Source organism: Evtepia sp. (genome assembly GCF_056797215.1).
Genome location: NZ_JBQILM010000002.1, coordinates 1 through 17,687 on the forward strand (window position 1 = coordinate 1; position 17,687 = coordinate 17,687).

General features: G+C 59.4%; 16 protein-coding genes and 2 tRNA genes. 9 read left to right on the forward strand and 9 right to left on the reverse strand.

The window, feature by feature from the left end; translation table 11 throughout:
* Both pheT and pheS read right to left on the reverse strand, forming a co-directional pair.
* Positions 1-1,811, reverse strand: a 1,811-nt coding sequence (gene pheT, locus ACTOZL_RS00610) for a phenylalanine--tRNA ligase subunit beta (protein ID WP_482476101.1), incomplete at its 3' end; no start/stop codon positions are given.
* A gap of 17 nt (positions 1,812-1,828) precedes the next feature.
* Positions 1,829-2,854, reverse strand: a complete 1,026-nt coding sequence (gene pheS, locus ACTOZL_RS00615) for a phenylalanine--tRNA ligase subunit alpha (RefSeq protein WP_482476102.1) — start codon at positions 2,852-2,854, stop codon at positions 1,829-1,831.
* A gap of 391 nt (positions 2,855-3,245) precedes the next feature.
* On the opposite strand from pheS, the gene ACTOZL_RS00620 reads away from it, so the two are divergent.
* The 8 genes from ACTOZL_RS00620 to ACTOZL_RS00655 all read left to right on the forward strand — a co-directional run bounded on the left by ACTOZL_RS00620 (position 3,246) and on the right by ACTOZL_RS00655 (position 11,338).
* A complete protein-coding gene (locus ACTOZL_RS00620; RefSeq protein WP_482476103.1) occupies positions 3,246-4,085 on the forward strand; it encodes an NAD(P)H-hydrate dehydratase in 840 nt (279 codons plus the stop codon).
* A 30-nt stretch (positions 4,086-4,115) separates the two neighbouring features.
* The gene (locus tag ACTOZL_RS00625) at positions 4,116-4,745 is read left to right on the forward strand and encodes a hypothetical protein (protein WP_482476104.1); all 630 of its coding nucleotides are present in this window, start codon (positions 4,116-4,118) and stop codon (positions 4,743-4,745) included.
* 13 nt (positions 4,746-4,758) lie between these two features.
* A complete protein-coding gene (gene alr / locus ACTOZL_RS00630; RefSeq protein ID WP_482476105.1) occupies positions 4,759-5,886 on the forward strand; it encodes an alanine racemase in 1,128 nt (375 codons plus the stop codon).
* 214 nt (positions 5,887-6,100) lie between these two features.
* Positions 6,101-6,466: a type II toxin-antitoxin system PemK/MazF family toxin gene (locus ACTOZL_RS00635; protein ID WP_482476106.1), complete on the forward strand. Its 366-nt coding sequence runs from the start codon at positions 6,101-6,103 to the stop codon at positions 6,464-6,466.
* Positions 6,467-6,569: 103 nt separating this feature from the next.
* A complete protein-coding gene (locus tag ACTOZL_RS00640) occupies positions 6,570-7,064 on the forward strand; it encodes a hypothetical protein (RefSeq protein WP_482476107.1) in 495 nt (164 codons plus the stop codon).
* A gap of 162 nt (positions 7,065-7,226) precedes the next feature.
* On the forward strand, positions 7,227-8,972 hold the full coding sequence (locus ACTOZL_RS00645) for a Na/Pi cotransporter family protein (RefSeq protein ID WP_482476108.1): 1,746 nt from the start codon (positions 7,227-7,229) through the stop codon (positions 8,970-8,972).
* A 21-nt stretch (positions 8,973-8,993) separates the two neighbouring features.
* Entirely contained in the window at positions 8,994-9,668 is a 675-nt protein-coding gene (locus ACTOZL_RS00650) for a winged helix-turn-helix domain-containing protein (RefSeq protein WP_482476109.1), read from the forward strand.
* Positions 9,665-11,338: a sensor histidine kinase gene (locus ACTOZL_RS00655; protein ID WP_482476110.1), complete on the forward strand. Its 1,674-nt coding sequence runs from the start codon at positions 9,665-9,667 to the stop codon at positions 11,336-11,338. The genes ACTOZL_RS00650 and ACTOZL_RS00655 overlap by 4 nt, the downstream gene beginning before the upstream one ends.
* 37 nt (positions 11,339-11,375) lie before the next feature.
* On the opposite strand, the gene ACTOZL_RS00660 is transcribed toward ACTOZL_RS00655, so the two are convergent.
* Positions 11,376-11,585 carry a hypothetical protein gene (locus ACTOZL_RS00660; RefSeq protein ID WP_482476111.1) on the reverse strand — a complete coding sequence of 70 codons (210 nt, stop codon included), beginning with the start codon at positions 11,583-11,585 and terminating at the stop codon, positions 11,376-11,378.
* Positions 11,586-11,614: 29 nt separating this feature from the next.
* Positions 11,615-12,763 (reverse strand): nucleoside recognition domain-containing protein, encoded by a 1,149-nt coding sequence (locus ACTOZL_RS00665; protein WP_482476112.1) that lies wholly within the window; start codon positions 12,761-12,763, stop codon positions 11,615-11,617.
* A gap of 160 nt (positions 12,764-12,923) precedes the next feature.
* Between ACTOZL_RS00665 and ACTOZL_RS00670 the strand changes: the two genes are divergently transcribed.
* On the forward strand, positions 12,924-13,901 hold the full coding sequence (locus ACTOZL_RS00670; protein WP_482476113.1) for an FAD:protein FMN transferase: 978 nt from the start codon (positions 12,924-12,926) through the stop codon (positions 13,899-13,901).
* Positions 13,902-14,040: 139 nt separating this feature from the next.
* Here ACTOZL_RS00670 and ACTOZL_RS00675 read toward each other — a convergent pair whose 3' ends face one another.
* From ACTOZL_RS00675 to ACTOZL_RS00695, 5 genes are all read right to left on the reverse strand, one after another.
* A complete protein-coding gene (locus ACTOZL_RS00675; protein WP_482476114.1) occupies positions 14,041-14,550 on the reverse strand; it encodes a hypothetical protein in 510 nt (169 codons plus the stop codon).
* A 45-nt stretch (positions 14,551-14,595) separates the two neighbouring features.
* A complete protein-coding gene (locus ACTOZL_RS00680) occupies positions 14,596-15,918 on the reverse strand; it encodes a sensor histidine kinase (RefSeq protein WP_482476115.1) in 1,323 nt (440 codons plus the stop codon).
* Position 15,919: 1 nt separating this feature from the next.
* Positions 15,920-16,627: a LytR/AlgR family response regulator transcription factor gene (locus tag ACTOZL_RS00685; protein ID WP_482476116.1), complete on the reverse strand. Its 708-nt coding sequence runs from the start codon at positions 16,625-16,627 to the stop codon at positions 15,920-15,922.
* Positions 16,628-17,404: 777 nt separating this feature from the next.
* Positions 17,405-17,496: transfer RNA gene (locus tag ACTOZL_RS00690), tRNA-Ser, on the reverse strand.
* A 27-nt stretch (positions 17,497-17,523) separates the two neighbouring features.
* Positions 17,524-17,610 (reverse strand) — tRNA-Ser (locus ACTOZL_RS00695).
* Between the last annotated feature and the right edge of the window lie 77 nt (positions 17,611-17,687).

Below are 17,687 nucleotides of genomic sequence, written 5' to 3' on the forward strand. Positions count from 1 at the left end.
ATTTTGGGCTCATCGGCCATGCCGTCCTCTCTGCCCCAGTAGGTGCGGCCCAGCTCATAGAGGCGGGCGGACTTGTTGCGGTAGTTGTAGTTCCGGGAGAGGATTTCCAGCATGGAGGGCAGGACGGTGGTGCGCAGGATGGAGGTGTCCTCCCCCAGGGGATTGCAGATGCGCATAGACTTGCGCTGGGGGGCGTCCTCTGGCAGGCGGATTTTGTCGTAATAGCTGGGGCTGATGAAGGAATAGGTGATGATTTCGTCATAGCCCATGCTGCGGCAGGCAGTGCCCAGGGCCTGCTCTAGGCGCTGCTCCTGGCTGTAGCCCCCCTGGGTGGTGAGGCCCCCCATGGCGGTGGTGGGAATCTGGTTGTAGCCGTAGAAGCGAGCCACTTCCTCTGCCAGGTCGGAGTAGTGCTCCACGTCTCCACGCCAGGAGGGGACGGTGACCGTGTCGCCCTCCACACCGAAGTCCAAGGTTTTCAGGATGCGGCGCATTTCTTCGGCCTCCACCTGGGTCCCCAACAGGGCATTGATCTTCTCTGGACGCAGTTCCAACTGCTTGGGCTGGGGGACAAAGTTTAAGATGTCGATGACGCCGTCCAGGACTTCCCCGGCCCCCAACAGCTCCACCAGCTCACAGGCGCGGTTGACAGCGGGGAGGGTGTTCAGGATGTCTAGGCCCTTTTCAAACTTGGCGGAGGCCTCGGTACGCATCCCCAGGGCCAGGGCGGTGCGGCGGATGCAGGTGCCGTTGAAGTTGGCAGACTCAAATACCACGTCTACGGTATCGTCTACAATTTCGCTGTTCTCGCCACCCATGATGCCTGCCAGGCCCACGGCGCGGGTGTCGTCGGCAATCACCAACATGGAGTCGTTTAGCTGGCGCACATTACCGTCCAGGGTGGTGAGGCTCTCGCCGTTTTCCGCCCGGCGGACAATGATCTTGCCGCCCTTCACATAGCGGTAGTCAAAGGCGTGCATGGGCTGTCCATATTCCAGCATCACATAGTTGGTGATATCCACGATGTTGTTGATGGGACGCACCCCCGAGGCCCGCAGCCGTTCCCGCAGCCACAGGGGGGAGGGGCCAATCTTTACGTTGCGCACCATACGGGCGGTGTAGCGGGGGCAGAGGTCCGGGGCGGGGGTTTCCACGTCCAACAATTCCGTCAGATTGCCGTTCCCGCCGCCTTTCACCTGGGGTTCGTGGAGGGTGAGGGGCTTTTGGAAGGTGGCGGCGGCCTCCCGGGCCAGGCCCATGACGCTGAGGCAGTCCGGGCGGTTGGGGGTGATTTCAAATTCCACCACGTGGTCGTCCAGGCCGATGGCGGTGGTGATATTGTCCCCGGGCTGCAAGCCCCGGGCCTTCAGGTCGGGGTCAGATTCCAGGAGGAAAATCCCGTCTACGATGCTGTGGGGCCAGTCGTTGTCGGTCATGCCCAATTCCTTGTAGGAGCAGAGCATCCCGTCGGAGGTTTCCCCCCGGAGCTTGCCCTTTTTGATGTGGACATCGCCAGGGAGGGTGCTGTTGTGCTTGGCCACAGGGACCAGGTCCCCTTGGGAGACGTTCTGGGCGCCGGTGACGATCTGCACCGTCTCACTACCCACGTCCACTTGGCAAATCCACATGTGGTCGGAGTTTTCGTGGCGCTTGATCTCCGTGACCCGGCCGACCACCACGTTGGAGACCTCCGCCCCCTCTACTTCCGTGATCTCTACTTTAGAGCCGGAGAGGGTCATCGCCTCGGCAAAGTCGTGGTCGTTGATGTCCACAGGCACAAATTCATTCAGCCATTTTCTTGATAGTAGCATACTCTCTCTCCTCTCTCTTAAAATTGTTCCAGGAAGCGGACGTCGTTCTCAAAGATCAGCCGCAGGTCGGAAATCTTAAAGCGCCGCATAGCCATACGTTCCAGCCCCATGCCAAAGGCCCAGCCGGAGTATTCCTCTGGGTCGATGCCGGACATTTCCAATACCTTGGGGTGGATCATCCCGGCCCCCAGCACTTCAATCCAGCCCTCGCCCTTACAGGTGGGGCAGCCCACGCCGCCGCACTTGTGGCACTGGACGTCCATCTCGCAGGAGGGCTCGGTGAAGGGGAAGTGGTGGGGACGGAAACGGGTCTTGGTGCCTGTGCCATAGAGCTGTTCCATGACGGCGTTGAGGGTGCCCTTCAAGTCGGCCATGGTGACGCCCTTGTCGATGACCATCCCCTCCACCTGGTGGAACATGGGGGAGTGGGTGGCGTCCACTTCGTCCTTCCGGTACACCCGGCCAGGGGCCAGGATGCGGATGGGCAGGGGCTTGGTCTCCATGGCGTGGACCTGCATGGGTGAGGTCTGGCTGCGGAGCATGACCCGGCTGTCCTGGTCAAAGTAAAAGGTGTCGGACCAGTCCCGGGAGGGGTGGCCCTCCTCGGCGTTGAGGCGGTCAAAGTTGTAATAGGCCAGCTCCACCTCCGGGCCGTCCAGGATGGTGAAGCCCATGCCCACGAAAATGTCCTTGATCTCATCCAGGGCAATATACATGGGGTGCCGGTGGCCAAGCTTCTGCCGCTTCCCGGGGATGGTGACATCCAGGGCCTCAGCCTTCAGCCGGGCTTCCAGGCGGACCTCTTCCAGCTTTTTCTTCTGGGTTTCGATCTCAGCGGCTAGGCGCTCCCGCACGTCGTTGGCCAGCTGGCCAATCACCGGGCGCTCCTCGGCGGAGAGCTTGCCCATCTGCTTCAAAACAGCGGTAAGCTCCCCCTTTTTGCCCAAATACTTCACCCGGAGGGCTTCCAGTTCGGCGCTCTCCTTGGTGGCGGTGAGTGCGGCCAAAGCCTCCTGTTTGATTTTTTCCAGTTGTTCCTTCATCCTGTATCCTCCCATTTTTGTGCGCAAAAAAGCCCTTCCTCCCAGCAACGGGACGAAAGGCAAAACTTCCGCGGTACCACCCGAGTTTCGCGCAGAGGCTGCGCGCACTTCATTCCTGCCCAGTAACGGCGGGCCCACCGCCGGCGTCTTTCCCCGCCGGGGCTCCAGGGCGAACCAAACGCGGAGTGATCCAGGACGGCTTCCAGCCTGCGGCCGTCCCTCTCTGAGGCCCTCACTGCGTTATTTTCCCCTTCATCGCGTCTTTGCGTGTATGCAGCCCAAGGCCACATATTCTTGGATTTTTTTACTATACCATAGAAAGGCTTGAAAAGCAAGACAGAAAACAGTATAATGCCTTTGTATAATGACAGTCCTGGAAGGGGGAGGGTTTATGGTAGAGGTGACGGCTGGTTTTGTCCGGGACAGTTTGCCCCGGCGGGACCCGGAGGGCCATAAGGGGACCTTTGGCAAGGTCCATATCCTGGCGGGGGCGGTGGGATTCACCGGTGCGCCGGCCTTGGCGTCCCAGGCGGCGGTGCGCACTGGCTCGGGCTTGGTGTCCCTCTCGGTGCCGGCGGACATTTGGCCGGTGCTGGCGGTGAAGTGCCTGGAATCCATGCCTGCCCCTGTACCGCCCTTCCCTGCGCTGTTGGAAAAAATGAATGGCTGCGACGCGGTGTTGATTGGCCCCGGCCTGGGCCGCAGCCGCAAGACCGATGTGCGTACCCTCCACCTGGTGGAACGGGTGCAGCCCCCCCTGGTGCTGGATGCCGACGGCATAAACGCCGTCAGTGAGCATATAGATGTTCTGGACGCCAGACGCGGCCGGCTGACGGTGCTGACCCCTCACGACGGGGAGTTTCTCCGGCTGACGCGGGGGAAGGGCATTGGCCCCGACCGGGAGGGTGCTGCGGTGGCATTTGCCCGCCAGTACGGCTGCGTTTTGGTGCTGAAAGGCCATCGGACCATCACGGCTTTCCCCGATGGGGACAGCTTTGTCAACACCACCGGCAACCCTGGCATGGCCAAGGGGGGCAGCGGCGACGTTCTGGCGGGGATGATCCTGTCCCTGCTGGGCCAGGGCCTCCCGCCGAAGCAGGCCGTCCCGGCGGCGGTGTGGCTCCACGGAAGGGCTGGGGATTTGGCGGCAGAGGAATTGGGGGAATACGGCATGACCCCAGGGGATTTGCTGGACCGCATCCCCGCCGCCATCCAGCGGTGTATGGACTGACGGCCCCACTGGAAACAGGAGGGGAGCCCTTTGGGTAAACTATGGACATGGGTACCAATGACAGCCCTGCTTCTCGCCGCGCTCCTGTGTGGCTGCGGCGGGGAGAACGGCGACAACCAGCAGACCCTGGCCCTTCGGGAGGCGTTTCTCTCTATGGAGAGCTGTTCCGGCTCCATGGAGGTCACGGCGGACTATGGCCAGCGGGTGTATGAATATACGGTGGAATTTTCCGGCGACGGCAACGGCGGCATGAACCTGGTGCTCACCGCCCCGGAGGAGGTGGCGGGGATTACCGCCCACATCGCCCAGGGGCAGACCGCCTTGGAATTTGACGGCGTGGCCTTGGAAACCGGGCCCCTGAACCAGGAGGGCCTTTCCCCGCTGGACGCCCTGCCCGCCTTTGTGGCCGCCATGCAGACTGGCTACCTGGCGGAGTCTGGGAGCGAGTGGATGGGGGAGACGGAGGTGCTTCGCCTGGTGTTCCGGGAGCCGGACAGAAACCCCGGGCAGGGGATGGAAACGGTACTCTGGTTTGATAAGGAGGGGGGTAGCCTGCGCCAAGGGGAGCTGCGCAGTGACGGCTACACGGTGGTGCGCTGCGGCTTCCCCTCCTTTGCCTTGATACAACCTACTTTAGAAGAGAAAGGAACCGAAGCGTAGTATGAATACACAAATGAGACGGACCTGGGCAGAGGTGTCCATGGAAAAGCTGGCCCACAACTACCACGCCCTCCGGGGCTTGACCCCCTATGGCACCAAGTTCATGGGCCTGGTGAAGGCGGACGGCTACGGGCACGGGGCAGTCCCCATGGCCAAGAAGCTGGAAGAGCTGGGGGCGGACTATCTGGGGGTGGCCAGCTTGGACGAGGCCATTGAGCTGCGGGAGGCGGGGCTCAAGCTGCCCATCCTGATCCTTGGCTGTACCCCCGCTCTCTACGCCGGGGAACTGGTGCAGTACAACATTACCCAGGCCTGCTACGATTTGGAATACGCCAAGGCCCTTTCCGCCCAGGTGCAGAAGGGCGGGGGGGAGCTGTGTATCCACATCCAGTGCGACACAGGGATGACCCGTCTGGGCTTCCTGTGCCAGGAGGATTGCCAGGACCGCAGCGCCCGGGAAATCCTAGAGGCGGTGAAGCTCCCCGGCCTAAAGGCCGAGGGCATCTTCACCCACTTTGCCCAGAGTGACACCAGCGAGGAGGCCACCATGGTCCAGTTTGACCGCTTCCTGGCCATCATTGAGAAGGTAAAGGCCCTGGGCTATACCTTCTCCCTGCGCCACTGCGCCAACAGCGCGGCCACCCTCCTCTATCCTGCCACCTACCTGGACATGGTGCGGCCAGGCATCGTCCTCTACGGCCACCTGCCCGATGTGTCCATGGACCCCGGCCTGTGCGATTTGCAGCCGGTATTGGAGCTGAAGAGCCGGGTGGGTACCGTCCGCCAGGTCCCCGCCGGGGCCCAGGTGAGCTATGGCGGGACCTTTACCTTGGCCCGGGATTCCCGCCTGGCGGTGCTTCCTGTGGGCTATGGGGACGGCTACCGCCGGGCCTTCTCCAACCAGCTCTCCGTCCTCTTTGACGGCCAAAAGGCCCCCATCCTGGGGCGGGTGTGCATGGATATGTGCATGGTAGACGTGACGGATATCCCGGAGGTGGAGGAGGGCAGCGTGGCCATCCTCTACGGCAGCGATGGGAAGGGGGAACAGTCGGTGGAGATGGCGGCCAGCCTGCCCCCTGCCACGATTTCTTACGAATTGCTGGTGACCATCACCAAGCGCATCCCCAGGGTTTACCTGTGAAACAGGCGCGATACGACACAGTTCCCGAAAAAGCCCCTCGGGCATAGGATGATGCGAGGGGAGAGGCACGGCGCACCGTGCCGGCCAGGGTGGTTTTTTCCCGTCTGCGGGTATAAAGACCGCCCCTCCGTGGGAGAATCATAGTGACCGCGTTACATAGGAGGCTTGCCTCTCAGTGACGTAGGATCTATCCTTCCGGCGGAGTGTGAGTTTTGTGGATAATAGCGTAAAGCGTGGAGATATCTTTTATGCTGACCTGAGCCCCGTGGTGGGCAGTGAGCAAGGGGGTGTGCGCCCTGTGCTCATCGTGCAGAACGACACAGGCAACCGCCACAGCCCCACCGTCATTGCGGCGGCCATCACCTCCCAGACGGGGAAGGCGAAGCTGCCCACCCATATTGAGCTGGCGGCCCGGCAGTACGGCCTGCCCAAGGATTCCGTGATCCTCTTGGAGCAGATCCGCACCCTGGACAAGAAGCGGCTCCGGGAGCACATGGGCCGGGTGGATGGCCCGGTGATGCATCGGGTGGACGCCGCCATCGCTGTGAGCTTTGGTCTGCATCCAGATACTCTCGTCTGACTGGACCTCATTTGGTACGGGCAATCCCGGCACAATGTTCCTGCCGGGAGCGCCCGTCAAGTAAGCAACCACCAAAGATACCGACGACATGGAGGAGTCAACCATGGAATGGAAAAAACGCATTTTGGCCCTTGGCCTGACGGCAGTGCTGCTCACCGGAGGCGTCACCGCCCTGGCGGCTGTGGGCACCTCGGACAACCCCTTGGTGACCCTGGGTTATTTGAAGGAGGGCTTCACCAAGGCCATCCTCTCCCAGACGGAGGAGAAGATCCAGAACGCCCAGGATACATACGAGAAGAAGCTGGATGAAAAGATCGCGGCGGCCGGGAAGCAGGAGAACGGCAGCACCACCGGGGCCTATGCAGTGGTGGAACTGTCCGCCGGGCAGACCTTCTTCCCCCAGATCGGCGGGGAGATCATGCTCCGCTCCGGGGGTGCCACCACCACCGGCGGCCTGCTGGACACCACCGCCGGCACCCCTCTGGACGGCGGCGCCCTAACGGAAAACCACCTGTATATGGTGACGGCCTCCTCCCAAAGCGTCAAGGCAGATTCCAGCGTGACTCTGCTGGTGCGGGGGGGCTATACGGTCCGATAAAACCACAGTTGTTGCAGCAAACGGCGCACATCCAGATCCCTCTGGGTGTGCGCCGTTTGTATAGGATTTTGCACCGATTTTACATAAGCATGGTGGCCGACTTGATTTTTATCTGTTAGTCTTGATTTGTAAAAAAGACTATGAGAGAATGAGGTGCAAAACATGGATGTTTTTGACGGATTGAAAATGCTGGGTGGGCTGTGTCTCTTCCTGTTCGGCATGAATTTAATGGGCCAAGCCCTGGAGCGCCGGGCGGGGAATCAGCTCAAGGCGATCCTGGCCAAGCTGACCAACGGGAGGTTTACCGGTTTTCTCACTGGCTGCGCCGTCACGGCGCTGATCCAAAGCTCCTCCGCCACCACAGTGATGGTAGTGGGCTTTGTCAACTCGGGGCTCATGAGCCTGCGCCAGGCGATTTACGTGATTATGGGGGCCAACGTGGGGACTACGGTGACCAGCTGGCTCCTGGCCCTGGCGGGCATTGACGGCAGCAGCTTCTGGCTGCAAATGCTCAAGCCGGCCTCCTTCACACCCTTGCTGGCCCTGGTGGGAATCATCCTCTACCTGTTTACCAAGGGGGCGGAGAGGAAGGATATCGGGGTAATCCTCCTGGGTTTCTCCACGCTGATGACCGGGATGGAGACCATGTCCACGGCGGTGAGTGGACTGGCCCAGGTACCCGCTTTCCGGGAGCTGTTTCTTCTCTTCCAAAACCCACTGTTGGGCTTGCTGGTGGGGGCGCTGCTCACGGCGCTGATCCAGTCCAGCTCGGCCTCTGTGGGGATACTTCAAGCGCTGTCCATGACAGGGCAGGTGACTTACGGGACGGCACTGCCCATCATCATGGGGCAGAACATCGGCACCTGCGTCACGGCGCTGCTGTCTGCCATCGGGGCGGGGAAAAACGCCAAACGGGCGGCTTTCGTCCACCTGGCCTTCAACCTCATCGGCTCCTTGGCCTTGCTGGGCGTGTTCGTGCTTGTGAAGCTGACCTTGTCCCCGCCAAGCTTGCAAGAGCCGGTGAACGGCTTTGGCATCGCTGTGGTTCACAGTGTGTTCAATGTCCTGTGTGTACTGTTGCTCATGCCCCTGTCCTCCCTCCTGGAAAAGTTGGCTGTGGCGGTGATCCGAGACGGGGAAGAGCTGTCCACTACTGTGGAGCTGGATGAACGACTGCTGGCTGTGCCGCCCCTGGCCCTGCAGCAGTGCCGGGTGGCAGCTACAGAAATGGCTTGCCGGGCGGTGGCGGCGTTGGAGGACGCGCTGGATGCCTTTCCAGACAATAGCCGGGAGCAGGGGGAGCGTATCCGCCGCAACGAGGCCCTGTGCGACCAGTTTGAGGACAGCTTGGGGACCTATTTGGTCAAGCTCAGCGGACAAAAGCTCAGCGAAAACGACAGCGAGGAGGCCACAAAGCTGCTGAAAACCATTGGGGACCTGGAGCGCATCTCAGACCATGGGGTGAACATCCTGGAGTTGGCAGAGGAACTGCGGGGGAAGAAGCTGACCCTCAGTGAGGAGGCCTATCGGGAGTACCAGACCATGGCGGCGGCAATCCGGGAGATCATGGGCTTGACTCTGCGGGCCTTTACCCAGGATGACTTGGCTGCTGCCGCCCAGGTGGAGCCCCTAGAGGAGGTCATTGACGAGCTGAAGGAGCGCCTGCGCACCCGGCACATCCTGCGGATGCAGGAGGGGAAGTGCAGCATCGCGGCGGGCTTTGTATGGGCGGACCTGCTCACGAACTTGGAGCGTAGCTCGGATCACTGCTCCAACATTGCTGGCTGCGTGTTGGATACGGCCCGGCACAGCTTGAAAATCCATGAGACCTTGCGGGCGGTGAAAAGCGGCAACCAGGCGTTTGTGGAGGCCTTTCAACAGTATGCGGAAAAATATGCGTTGGAATGAAGTGAAGAGGGGAGGATGTGCATGATCTTTTGCGTAGAGGACGACAGCTCCATCCGGGAGCTGATGCTATACGCCCTGCAATCGGCGGGTTTTGAGGGGAAGGGCTTTCCCCATGGGGAAGCGCTGTTTCAGGGCCTGGGTGCCCAGGTGCCGGATTTGATCCTCCTGGACATCATGCTGCCTGGGGAGGACGGGCTCTCTATCCTAAAGCGGCTTCGGGCCCAGAGGGAGACGGCGGAGATCCCCGTCATCATGGCTACAGCCAAGGGGGCGGAGTATGACAAGGTGATCGGGCTGGACCTGGGGGCGGATGATTATCTGGCCAAGCCCTTTGGGATGATGGAGATGGTGTCCCGTATCCGGGCAGTTCTGCGGCGGACAAGGCCCAGGACGGCGCCCCAGTGCCTGCGGGTGGGGGAACTGGAAGTGAATTTGGAACAGCACAGCGTCCTGTCTGCTGGGGAGCGGGTACAGCTCACCTTAAAGGAATTCCAACTGCTGCTGACCTTCCTGGAAAACCTGGGGCGGGTCTTTACCCGCAGCCAGCTTCTTGCGTCGGTGTGGGGAGTGGGCTATACCGGGGAGACACGGACAGTAGATGTACACATTGCCACCCTGCGTACCAAACTGGGGAAGTGCGGAAGCTATGTGGAGACCGTCCGTGGGGTGGGATACCGGATGGATGGGGAACGATGACGAAACGAATTTTTCGCTCTATTTGCCTGGTGGCTCTGGGGGTGTTCTTTGCGTGCCTGGCCTTGATTATGGGGGTTTTATATGCCCATTTTTCCAACGTCCAGCAGGCGCAGTTGAGAATACAGACAAGCCTGGCTGCCCAGGGGGTTGCCCACGAGGGCAGCGATTACTTCAAGGGCCTCCCCCTGGAAAACTACCGCATCACCTGGATCGCTGCCGACGGCTCTGTCCTGTATGACAGCGAATCGGACAGAAAGGAAATGACGAACCATTTGGAGCGGGAAGAGGTGGCCCAAGCCATGGCAGAGGGCTATGGGAGCAGCAGGCGCTATTCGGATACCCTGATGGACCGTCTGCTCTACTGCGCCCAGCGCCTGCCTGACGGGACAGTCCTGCGCCTGTCCGGTACCCAGAGCTCGATTTTTCTGCTGTTTTTGGGGATGGCACAGCCCATTTGTATCGTCTTTGCGGTGGCTCTCCTCCTCTCTGTGTTCTTTGCGGTTCGGCTCTCTCGGAAAATTGTTGCGCCCCTCAATGACATCAATTTGGATGCCCCCCTGTCCAACCAGGGTTACGGAGAAATCGCCCCCCTTCTCCGGCGCATTGATAGCCAGCAACGGCAGCTTCGCCACCAGGGATTGGAATTGAAGCGGCAAAAGCAGGAGCTTGACACCATTGTCGGCAGTATGAACGAGGGGATGATCCTGCTCAACCAGCAGGGGAATGTGGTCAGCATGAACCCGGCGGCGCAGAAATTGTTGGCAAGCCAAGGCGCTGGTGGGGTGGGGGCCCTGGACCAGTGGCCAGAGCTACAAGCGCTTATTGCCGCTGCCTTAGAGGGTAAGCCAGGGGAGGGGCGCATGGTATTGGACGGGGGCAGCTACCAGCTAGGTGCCAACCCGATCCTTTCCGAGGGGGCACCCATGGGGGTGGCGCTGTTCTTCTTCGATGTGACAGAGAAGGAGCGGGCGGAGCAGCAGCGCCGGGCGTTCACGGCCAATGTGTCCCATGAGCTGAAAACACCCCTCCACGCCATCTCCGGCTATGCGGAACTGATGAAAAACGGGGTGGTGAAGGAGGCGGACATCCTACCGTTTGCAGGGCGGATTTATGAGGAGACCCAGCGCCTGGTGCATCTGGTGGAGGATATCATGAGCTTGTCCCGGCTGGACGAGGGGGCGGAAGGGATGGCCAGGGAGCGGGTGGACCTCTACCAGATGGCGGAAACGGTGGTCAGCAGCCTGGAGCCAGAGGCGCAGGTGGCGCAGGTACGGCTGGAGCTCTCCGGTGCCCCGGCGCAACTGCTGGGGGTCCCGCAGCTTCTTTACAGCATTGTCTACAACCTCTGTGAAAATGCCATCAAGTATAACCGGGAGAAGGGTGAGACGAAGGTCAGGGTGGAAAGCTGCAACGGGGAGATCTGCCTTTCTGTCAGCGACACAGGAATCGGGATTGCGCCTCAGGACTGTGACCGTATTTTTGAACGCTTTTACCGGGTGGATAAAAGCCGCTCCAAAGAGGTGGGTGGTACAGGGCTGGGGTTGTCTATCGTAAAGCATGCGGCGAGGATACACAGGGCGAGCATTGCAGTGGACAGTACCATCGGGCAGGGGACCACCATTACAGTAAGGTTTCCACCGGCGGATGCTGTGGGGAATAAAACAGAATAAAATTACCAAAGGCCGCCCGAAACAGGCGGCCTTTGGCCTATAGCTGAAAATCTTCCTCTTTCAACCGGCTGAAATCCGGTGCCACCGGCCGGGGCGGCACCCGCTTCAGGGGGTCGTAGCGGAAAGCGGGGCAGGCGCGGTCTGGGGCGGTGATGCCCTGCTTGACACATAGGATGCTTTCGTCGTCCAGCACCCGTCCCCGCTGGCAATAGGAGCAGCGGGGCTCGATTTTTTTGGAAAACAGCATGGTGGGTCCTCCCAACGGGTCATTTGTATTCAGTATAGCCCTTTTCTGCTTTTTTTTCTACCCTTTTGGGGGAGGGAGTAGAAAAAATACGCGCCGGACAAGGCCCAGAGGGCCAGGATTTCCTGTCCAAGGAGCTCCGGCGCGGCCAAGGTCACGGCGGCCGGGGCCATCACTGGCAGGGTGAGGGGGAACAGGGCAGCCCCTGCGGCTGTCAGCACCGCGCTGAGTAGGCCTTGAATCAGCTTGGCCCGTAGGTAGGGGCCGGGAGGTACCTGGGCTTTCCGCCAGAAGGGAAGGGACTGGCAGTGGACAGACAGGCCCCCCCAGCCCAGGATAAAGGCGGCCAGGGGTAGGGCGGCGGGGGAGACCACGGCGTCTCCCAGGGCGGAAGTCCCGGTGGAGAGCTCCAACAGCCCCACTAGAAAGCTGCGGCATAGGGTGTCCGCCTGCTCTAGGGGCAGCAGGGTGGCCAGGGCCTGGGTCAGACGGGGCAGCAGGCCAGAGCAGTCTGCCAGGGCGGTGAGGATGGAGAAGAGGATCACATAGGCGCAGACATTGAGGGTAGAGGCAAAGGAGCTGCGGACGCATTCCGGGAGCTGGACGGAGAGGGAGGACAGGGGTGTGCTGTCAGAGCCCTTGTGATTTTCTCCAACGGCTTGGCCGTGAACCACCCGCAGAAAGAGCCCCATGAGCACAGCGGCCAGAAAATTGGCCCCCAGCATAAGGAACCCAGTCTCTTTGGAGCCGAACACCCCCGCCCCTGCCGCGCCGATGAAAAAGGCCGGGCCACAGTTGTTGCAAAAGAGAGCCAGCCGTTGGGCCTCCCCTGGGGCGCACTCCCCCCGCTCCACCAACTGGGCTAGGGTTCGGGCCCCTACAGGGTAACCTCCCACAGCCCCCAGGATCAATGCCGCCGCCCCAGAGCCACCCACCCCGAAGAGGGGGGACATGAGCTTCCCTAGGGGACGGGCACACAGCCCGGCCAGTCCGGTGGATATCAATAGGGAGGAGAGGACAAAGAAGGGGAACAGGGAGGGGATCAGCAGTTCCAGGCAGAGCTTGATGCCCTTGCGGGCCGCTGCCGCGCTCTCCGCTGGGAAGGAGAAGAGCAGTGCGGCAAAGAGGATCAACAGGCCCCAGCCTGCGGCCAGGGAGATGTAATGCCTTTTGGTTTTCATCCAATCACCCTCTCGTGTTGCTTTCTTTAGGGTATGTGTGGATGGGGCCTGCCTTGCTTGTCCAAGGGGAAATGAAGTGTGGGGAGATGTGGAATGGCTTGCCAGAGGGCTGGGGATGGGGTATAATGAGGGCCACCAAGGAAAAAGGAGCGCCATTGCCATGAAAAAACTGCTGCCTCTTCTGCTGGGCCTTCTGCTGCTGTCTGCCTGCGGCGAGAGGGAACCGGTGAGCAAAACCAACTTCATGCTGGATACCATCGTGCAAATCACCCTTTACGACGGGTCGGACCCTGCGGTCATCGACCAGGCCTTTGACGAGATCCGCCGGTTGGAGGATATCCTCAGCGTGGAGCAGGAGGGGAGCGATTTGGATAAACTTGCCCAGGCGGCGGGGCGGGATTGGGTGGAGATCCAGCCGGAGACAGAGGCGGTCCTACGTCTGGCCAAGAAGTACAGCGCCCTGTCCCAGGGGGCTTTTGACGTTACCGCTGGGCCTCTGATTGACTTGTGGGGTATCCACAACGGAGAGGGGCATTACCCCAGTCCGGAAGAGCTGGCTCAGGTCCTGCCGTTGATTGGGGATGAGGACCTTTTGGTGGAACCGGGACGGGCGTATTTGGCCCGGCCGGGGATGATTGCCAACCTGGGGGCCATTGCCAAGGGCTACATTGCTGACCAGGTGAAAGCCCTGCTGGTGGAGCAGGGGGTAGAGCACGGGGTGCTGGACCTGGGACGGAACGTTTTGCTCATTGGCGGCAAGCCCGACGGCAGTGATTTTGTGGTCGGGGTACAAGACCCCAACCAGGAGCAGGGCCAGCTAGTGGGCCGCCTAGAGGCCTCGGACGAGAGCGTCGTCACCTCCGGCATCAACGAGCGGAAGTTTACATACAACGGCCAGAGCTACCACCATGTGTTAGACCCGGCCACTGGCTTCCCCGCAGACAACGAGCTGGCCTCTGTGACCATTCTCTCCCAGTCCTCTGCCGACGGGGACGCCCTGTCCACCACCTGCCTGTTGCTGGGACAGGAAAAGGGGATGGCATTGGTGGAAAGTCTAGAGGGTGTGGAAGCCCTGTTCATTGCCAAGGATGGGACCTGGACAGAGAGTGTGGGCATGGGGGATGCGTTTGCCCAGTGAGCAGGCGCCTGGCGTGTTTCGGATATTAAACGATAAAGGGGAGGCGGCTGCCTCCGGTAAGATAAGCAAAAAGCGGCACAGAGGCGAGATTTTGGCCTCTGTGCCGCTTTACTTTTATGATAGGAAGAAAAGGATGGGGTTAGGAAGGGGTGAAAACTGTGTGTTGGCGGCGGTAGCTGTCATTGTCCTTCTGTTGCAGCTCACTTTCAACCTTTGCCAGCTTTTGTTCCAATACTTTTCTCTTTTGTTCGTCGGGTTCCCTGTTGATCTGTTGCTGAAGTGTTTCTTTCTCTTCCCGCAGCTTCTGAATCTCCCGGTCGACTTGGTCGGTGTTGCCGGTGAGCTTCTCTGCCTGCTTGGCGGGGGCTTGTTTCGCTGGTTGGAGTTCTTCCGGTGCCTCTGGCCTGGTGCTGGGGGCTGTCGCTTCCTCTGGAGCGTCGAAGAAGATGGTGGGCTGTCCGTCCTCGTCCTTGCCTGTCCAGTATAGACCGGTGGGGACGTGGGCCTCCTCTGGAATGTACTGGTCCTGCCTGGGGGCTTGGGGTTGGGGCTTTGGCGCCTCCTGCTGAGAGGGCTGTACTCGGGGCGCGTCTACGGGAGCTGTAACGGTGGAAAGCGGGTTCTGTCCACCGGAGATGGGATGCAGCATACGTTGTGTCCTCCTTTCAAGGTTGGGTGGCTGTCTACTGCCAGTTTAGCTGCTTTTCGGCGGAATGCAAGGGCTTTGCTCTGAACGGTGGGTTCTCTGTATCGAGATGTTTAGCAGGACGCTGAGGGAAAAGGCTTGGCCCCTCTTTTCCACGGTCATTGCCCCGTGGTATTTCTCTGCTACGGCGTGTACATTGCGCAGCCCTTGCCCTCTTGGCGGCAAGGGGCCGGGTGTACAGGTATTTTCAAATGTTAGGAAATAAAAATCCCCCTGGGGCTTCCCTTGGATGTGAATGGAGGCTCCGCTGCTTAGAGAGAGGCAGGCTTGTATGGCGTTGTCCATGGCGTTGGCAAAGATGACACACAGGTCGAAATCATCCAAGGCGGAGGGTTGGGGGAAGCGGAGGGATACATCGGTTTTGATTCCGTTGGACTCTGCCAGCGCCAGCTTTTCCCCCAGGAGGATATCCACCACCGGGTTGCCTGTCTGGCAGGGGAGGGAGAGTTCGGCAGCGGTGGTTTTCAGCTTATCCAAATAGTCCTTTGCTGCGTCTGTGTTTCCTCGCTCTAAAAACCCCTTCAAGACGGAAAGGTGGTTGTTGATATCGTGGCGGAAAGCCCGGGTTGTGTTGTACCGCAGCTGTGCTTCTGCCACATAGCGCTTCTGGGCTTGGGCTGCTTGGGTGAGGGAGGCCAGGGTGGCTTGGTCCTGAAAGCTTTGGCAGATTTGCCGGTAGGCATACACTGTACAGAGCAGTGCGCCTAGACCCAGGGCTTGCAGGAACAGCAGTGCACCATGGGTTTCAACCTTCTCCAAAGAGGTGGGTAAGGTGCTGTACGCAGTGTGAAGGATGTATAGCTCTGCGGTGAGAAAAAACAGGCAGGGGAACACCAGCAGCCCAATGTATGGCGTTTGCCTGTCCTGTGCCAGGGATAGGGACAGTAGGATTGCGCGATAGCAGCAGGCGCACAGCAAAAAAGCCCCCAGGGTAGCCAAGAGGAGTAAGGGGTATAGCAGCATGGTTCCAACCAGATGGGGGAAGAACAGGGCTTCCAAAGAGTTGATGATCCCAAAAGAGAGCTGTGTGATATAGACTGCCAAGAGCGCGGCCCCCCAGGACACAGTCCACCGGTTTCCGAGACAAAAACGGCTCAAGAAAGATAACAGCAACAGCTGTCCAGTGATGGCAAACACCTGGGGAAAGGGGGCCTTGCTGGTGAACCATGCGCAGAGGCACAGGAGGAACAGGTAGCTGGCAAAGTACCAGGGTGTTTGCCGTTTTTCGGTGAGGCGGCAGAGGAAAAAGAGGTGTAGCGCACTCTGGGCGGTGAGGCAGGCACCATCCAGGAACAGGCTGAAATACTCCATGTCAGAAGGCCCTTTCTTTGATGTGATGCAGCAGAGCCTGGATCAGCTCCTGTTCCCGCAGCCTGGAAACAGGGATGGCACTGCCATCAGAGAGCCGGACTTGCCCACCACTGCACCCGCGCACGTGGTCCAGGTTCACGAGATAGCTCCTGTGGCAGCGGAAAAAGTGCCCCGCCAACTGCTGTTGGAGGGCCTCCAGCTTTTCGTAATAATGGAAAACCTGGCCGTCCTCCTGGTGGATGTGGACTTTTCGTCCCAGAACTTCACAATATAGGATTTGGGACAGGGGAATGAGTTGGAGAGTATGTCCTTTTTGAATGGTAAGGTGTTGATGGGAGCGCTGGGCTAGGACCTGCATGGCGCGGTCCATGGTGCGCAGAAAGCGGTCCTGTTCCAGGGGCTTGACCAGGTAATCAAAGGCCTCCACAGCGAACGCGTCGAATACATACTCCTTTAGGATGCTCACAAAGATCAGTAGGCTGTGGCTGTCCCGCTGCCGCAGTAATCGGGCGGTCTCCATACCGTCGGGCTGTGCCATTTGGATATCCAAAAAGATCAAGTCAAAGGGTTGTGCGCTGGCCAGGAGGGCCTCGCCAGAGGCAAAGCAGGTGATGTGGTGGGGATGGGTATCCCCCATATAGTTGGAGAGACGAGCGGAGAGGTCGGCACACAGAGAGGCATCGTCGTCGCAGACAGCAAATTGAATCATAGATATCACCACACTAAAAAATAAGAATACCAAAGTCTTGGGGAAGAGGCAAGTTTGTTGTGATGAGATGTGCGTATTCTGGACTGAACGGTGGTTTTTGACCAATGATAGCGTTTCGATGGAGGGGGAAATGACTGTTTTTGGTACTGAGCCATGAAAAGACGCGACAATAACAAAACGAAAGAAAGAATCTTATAAAATAGGTAAGTATACTTCCTTGATGGAAAACAATATTTCAGATACGCTAAGAGCATCTTACGACAGAAAGCGTGGTTTTTTGATGTTTTTAGACGATTTATCCATATCTTTGATCCGGCTCTGCGATGCTGAGGACCTCAGTTATGAGCGGGCATCTGAGCGCTGCAAATGTAGTTCCAAACACTTTGCGAATATTGTCCATAGGAATACACATCCCACCCTGAAGATCTTTGAGCAGATTTGCCACGGGTTCCAGAAAACGCCCAACCTCCTGCTGCGCATAGGGACGGATGAGTTAGAGTATCGGCTCCCCATGCCAGTTGTAGAGGTGAGGGAATATTCGGCAATGTCTGGACGGGTGCGCTTACCGGTGTGCCCCCAGTGTAGGCATACATTAGGCCGGGAGGCTGTGGCGTTTTGTAGTGAGTGTGGGCAGTGCCTTTCCTGGAAGCAGTTCAAACGCATTGCCGTTGGTGGGCGCTTTCTATGTTAAAGTGTAACCGTCTGAAGGTGGATATCCATTGTTTTTTCGAGACAAAACAAAAACACCGCAACCTTGCAAATCAAGGTTGCGGTGTTTGGCGGAGAAGGAGAGATTTGAACTCTCGCGACGCTCAACACGCCCTACTCCCTTAGCAGGGGAGCCCCTTCGGCCACTTGGGTACTTCTCCAAGCTCCAAATCAGTGGAATATGAAATTGGCGGAGAGAGTGGGATTCGAACCCACGGCCCTTTCGGGTCACCGGTTTTCAAGACCGGCTCCTTAAACCGCTCGGACATCTCTCCGTATCAGCGTACCCCGGCTAGATGCAGGAGTTATAATAACATGAGAAGCTGGGTTTGTCAAGTCGAAATATGGAAAA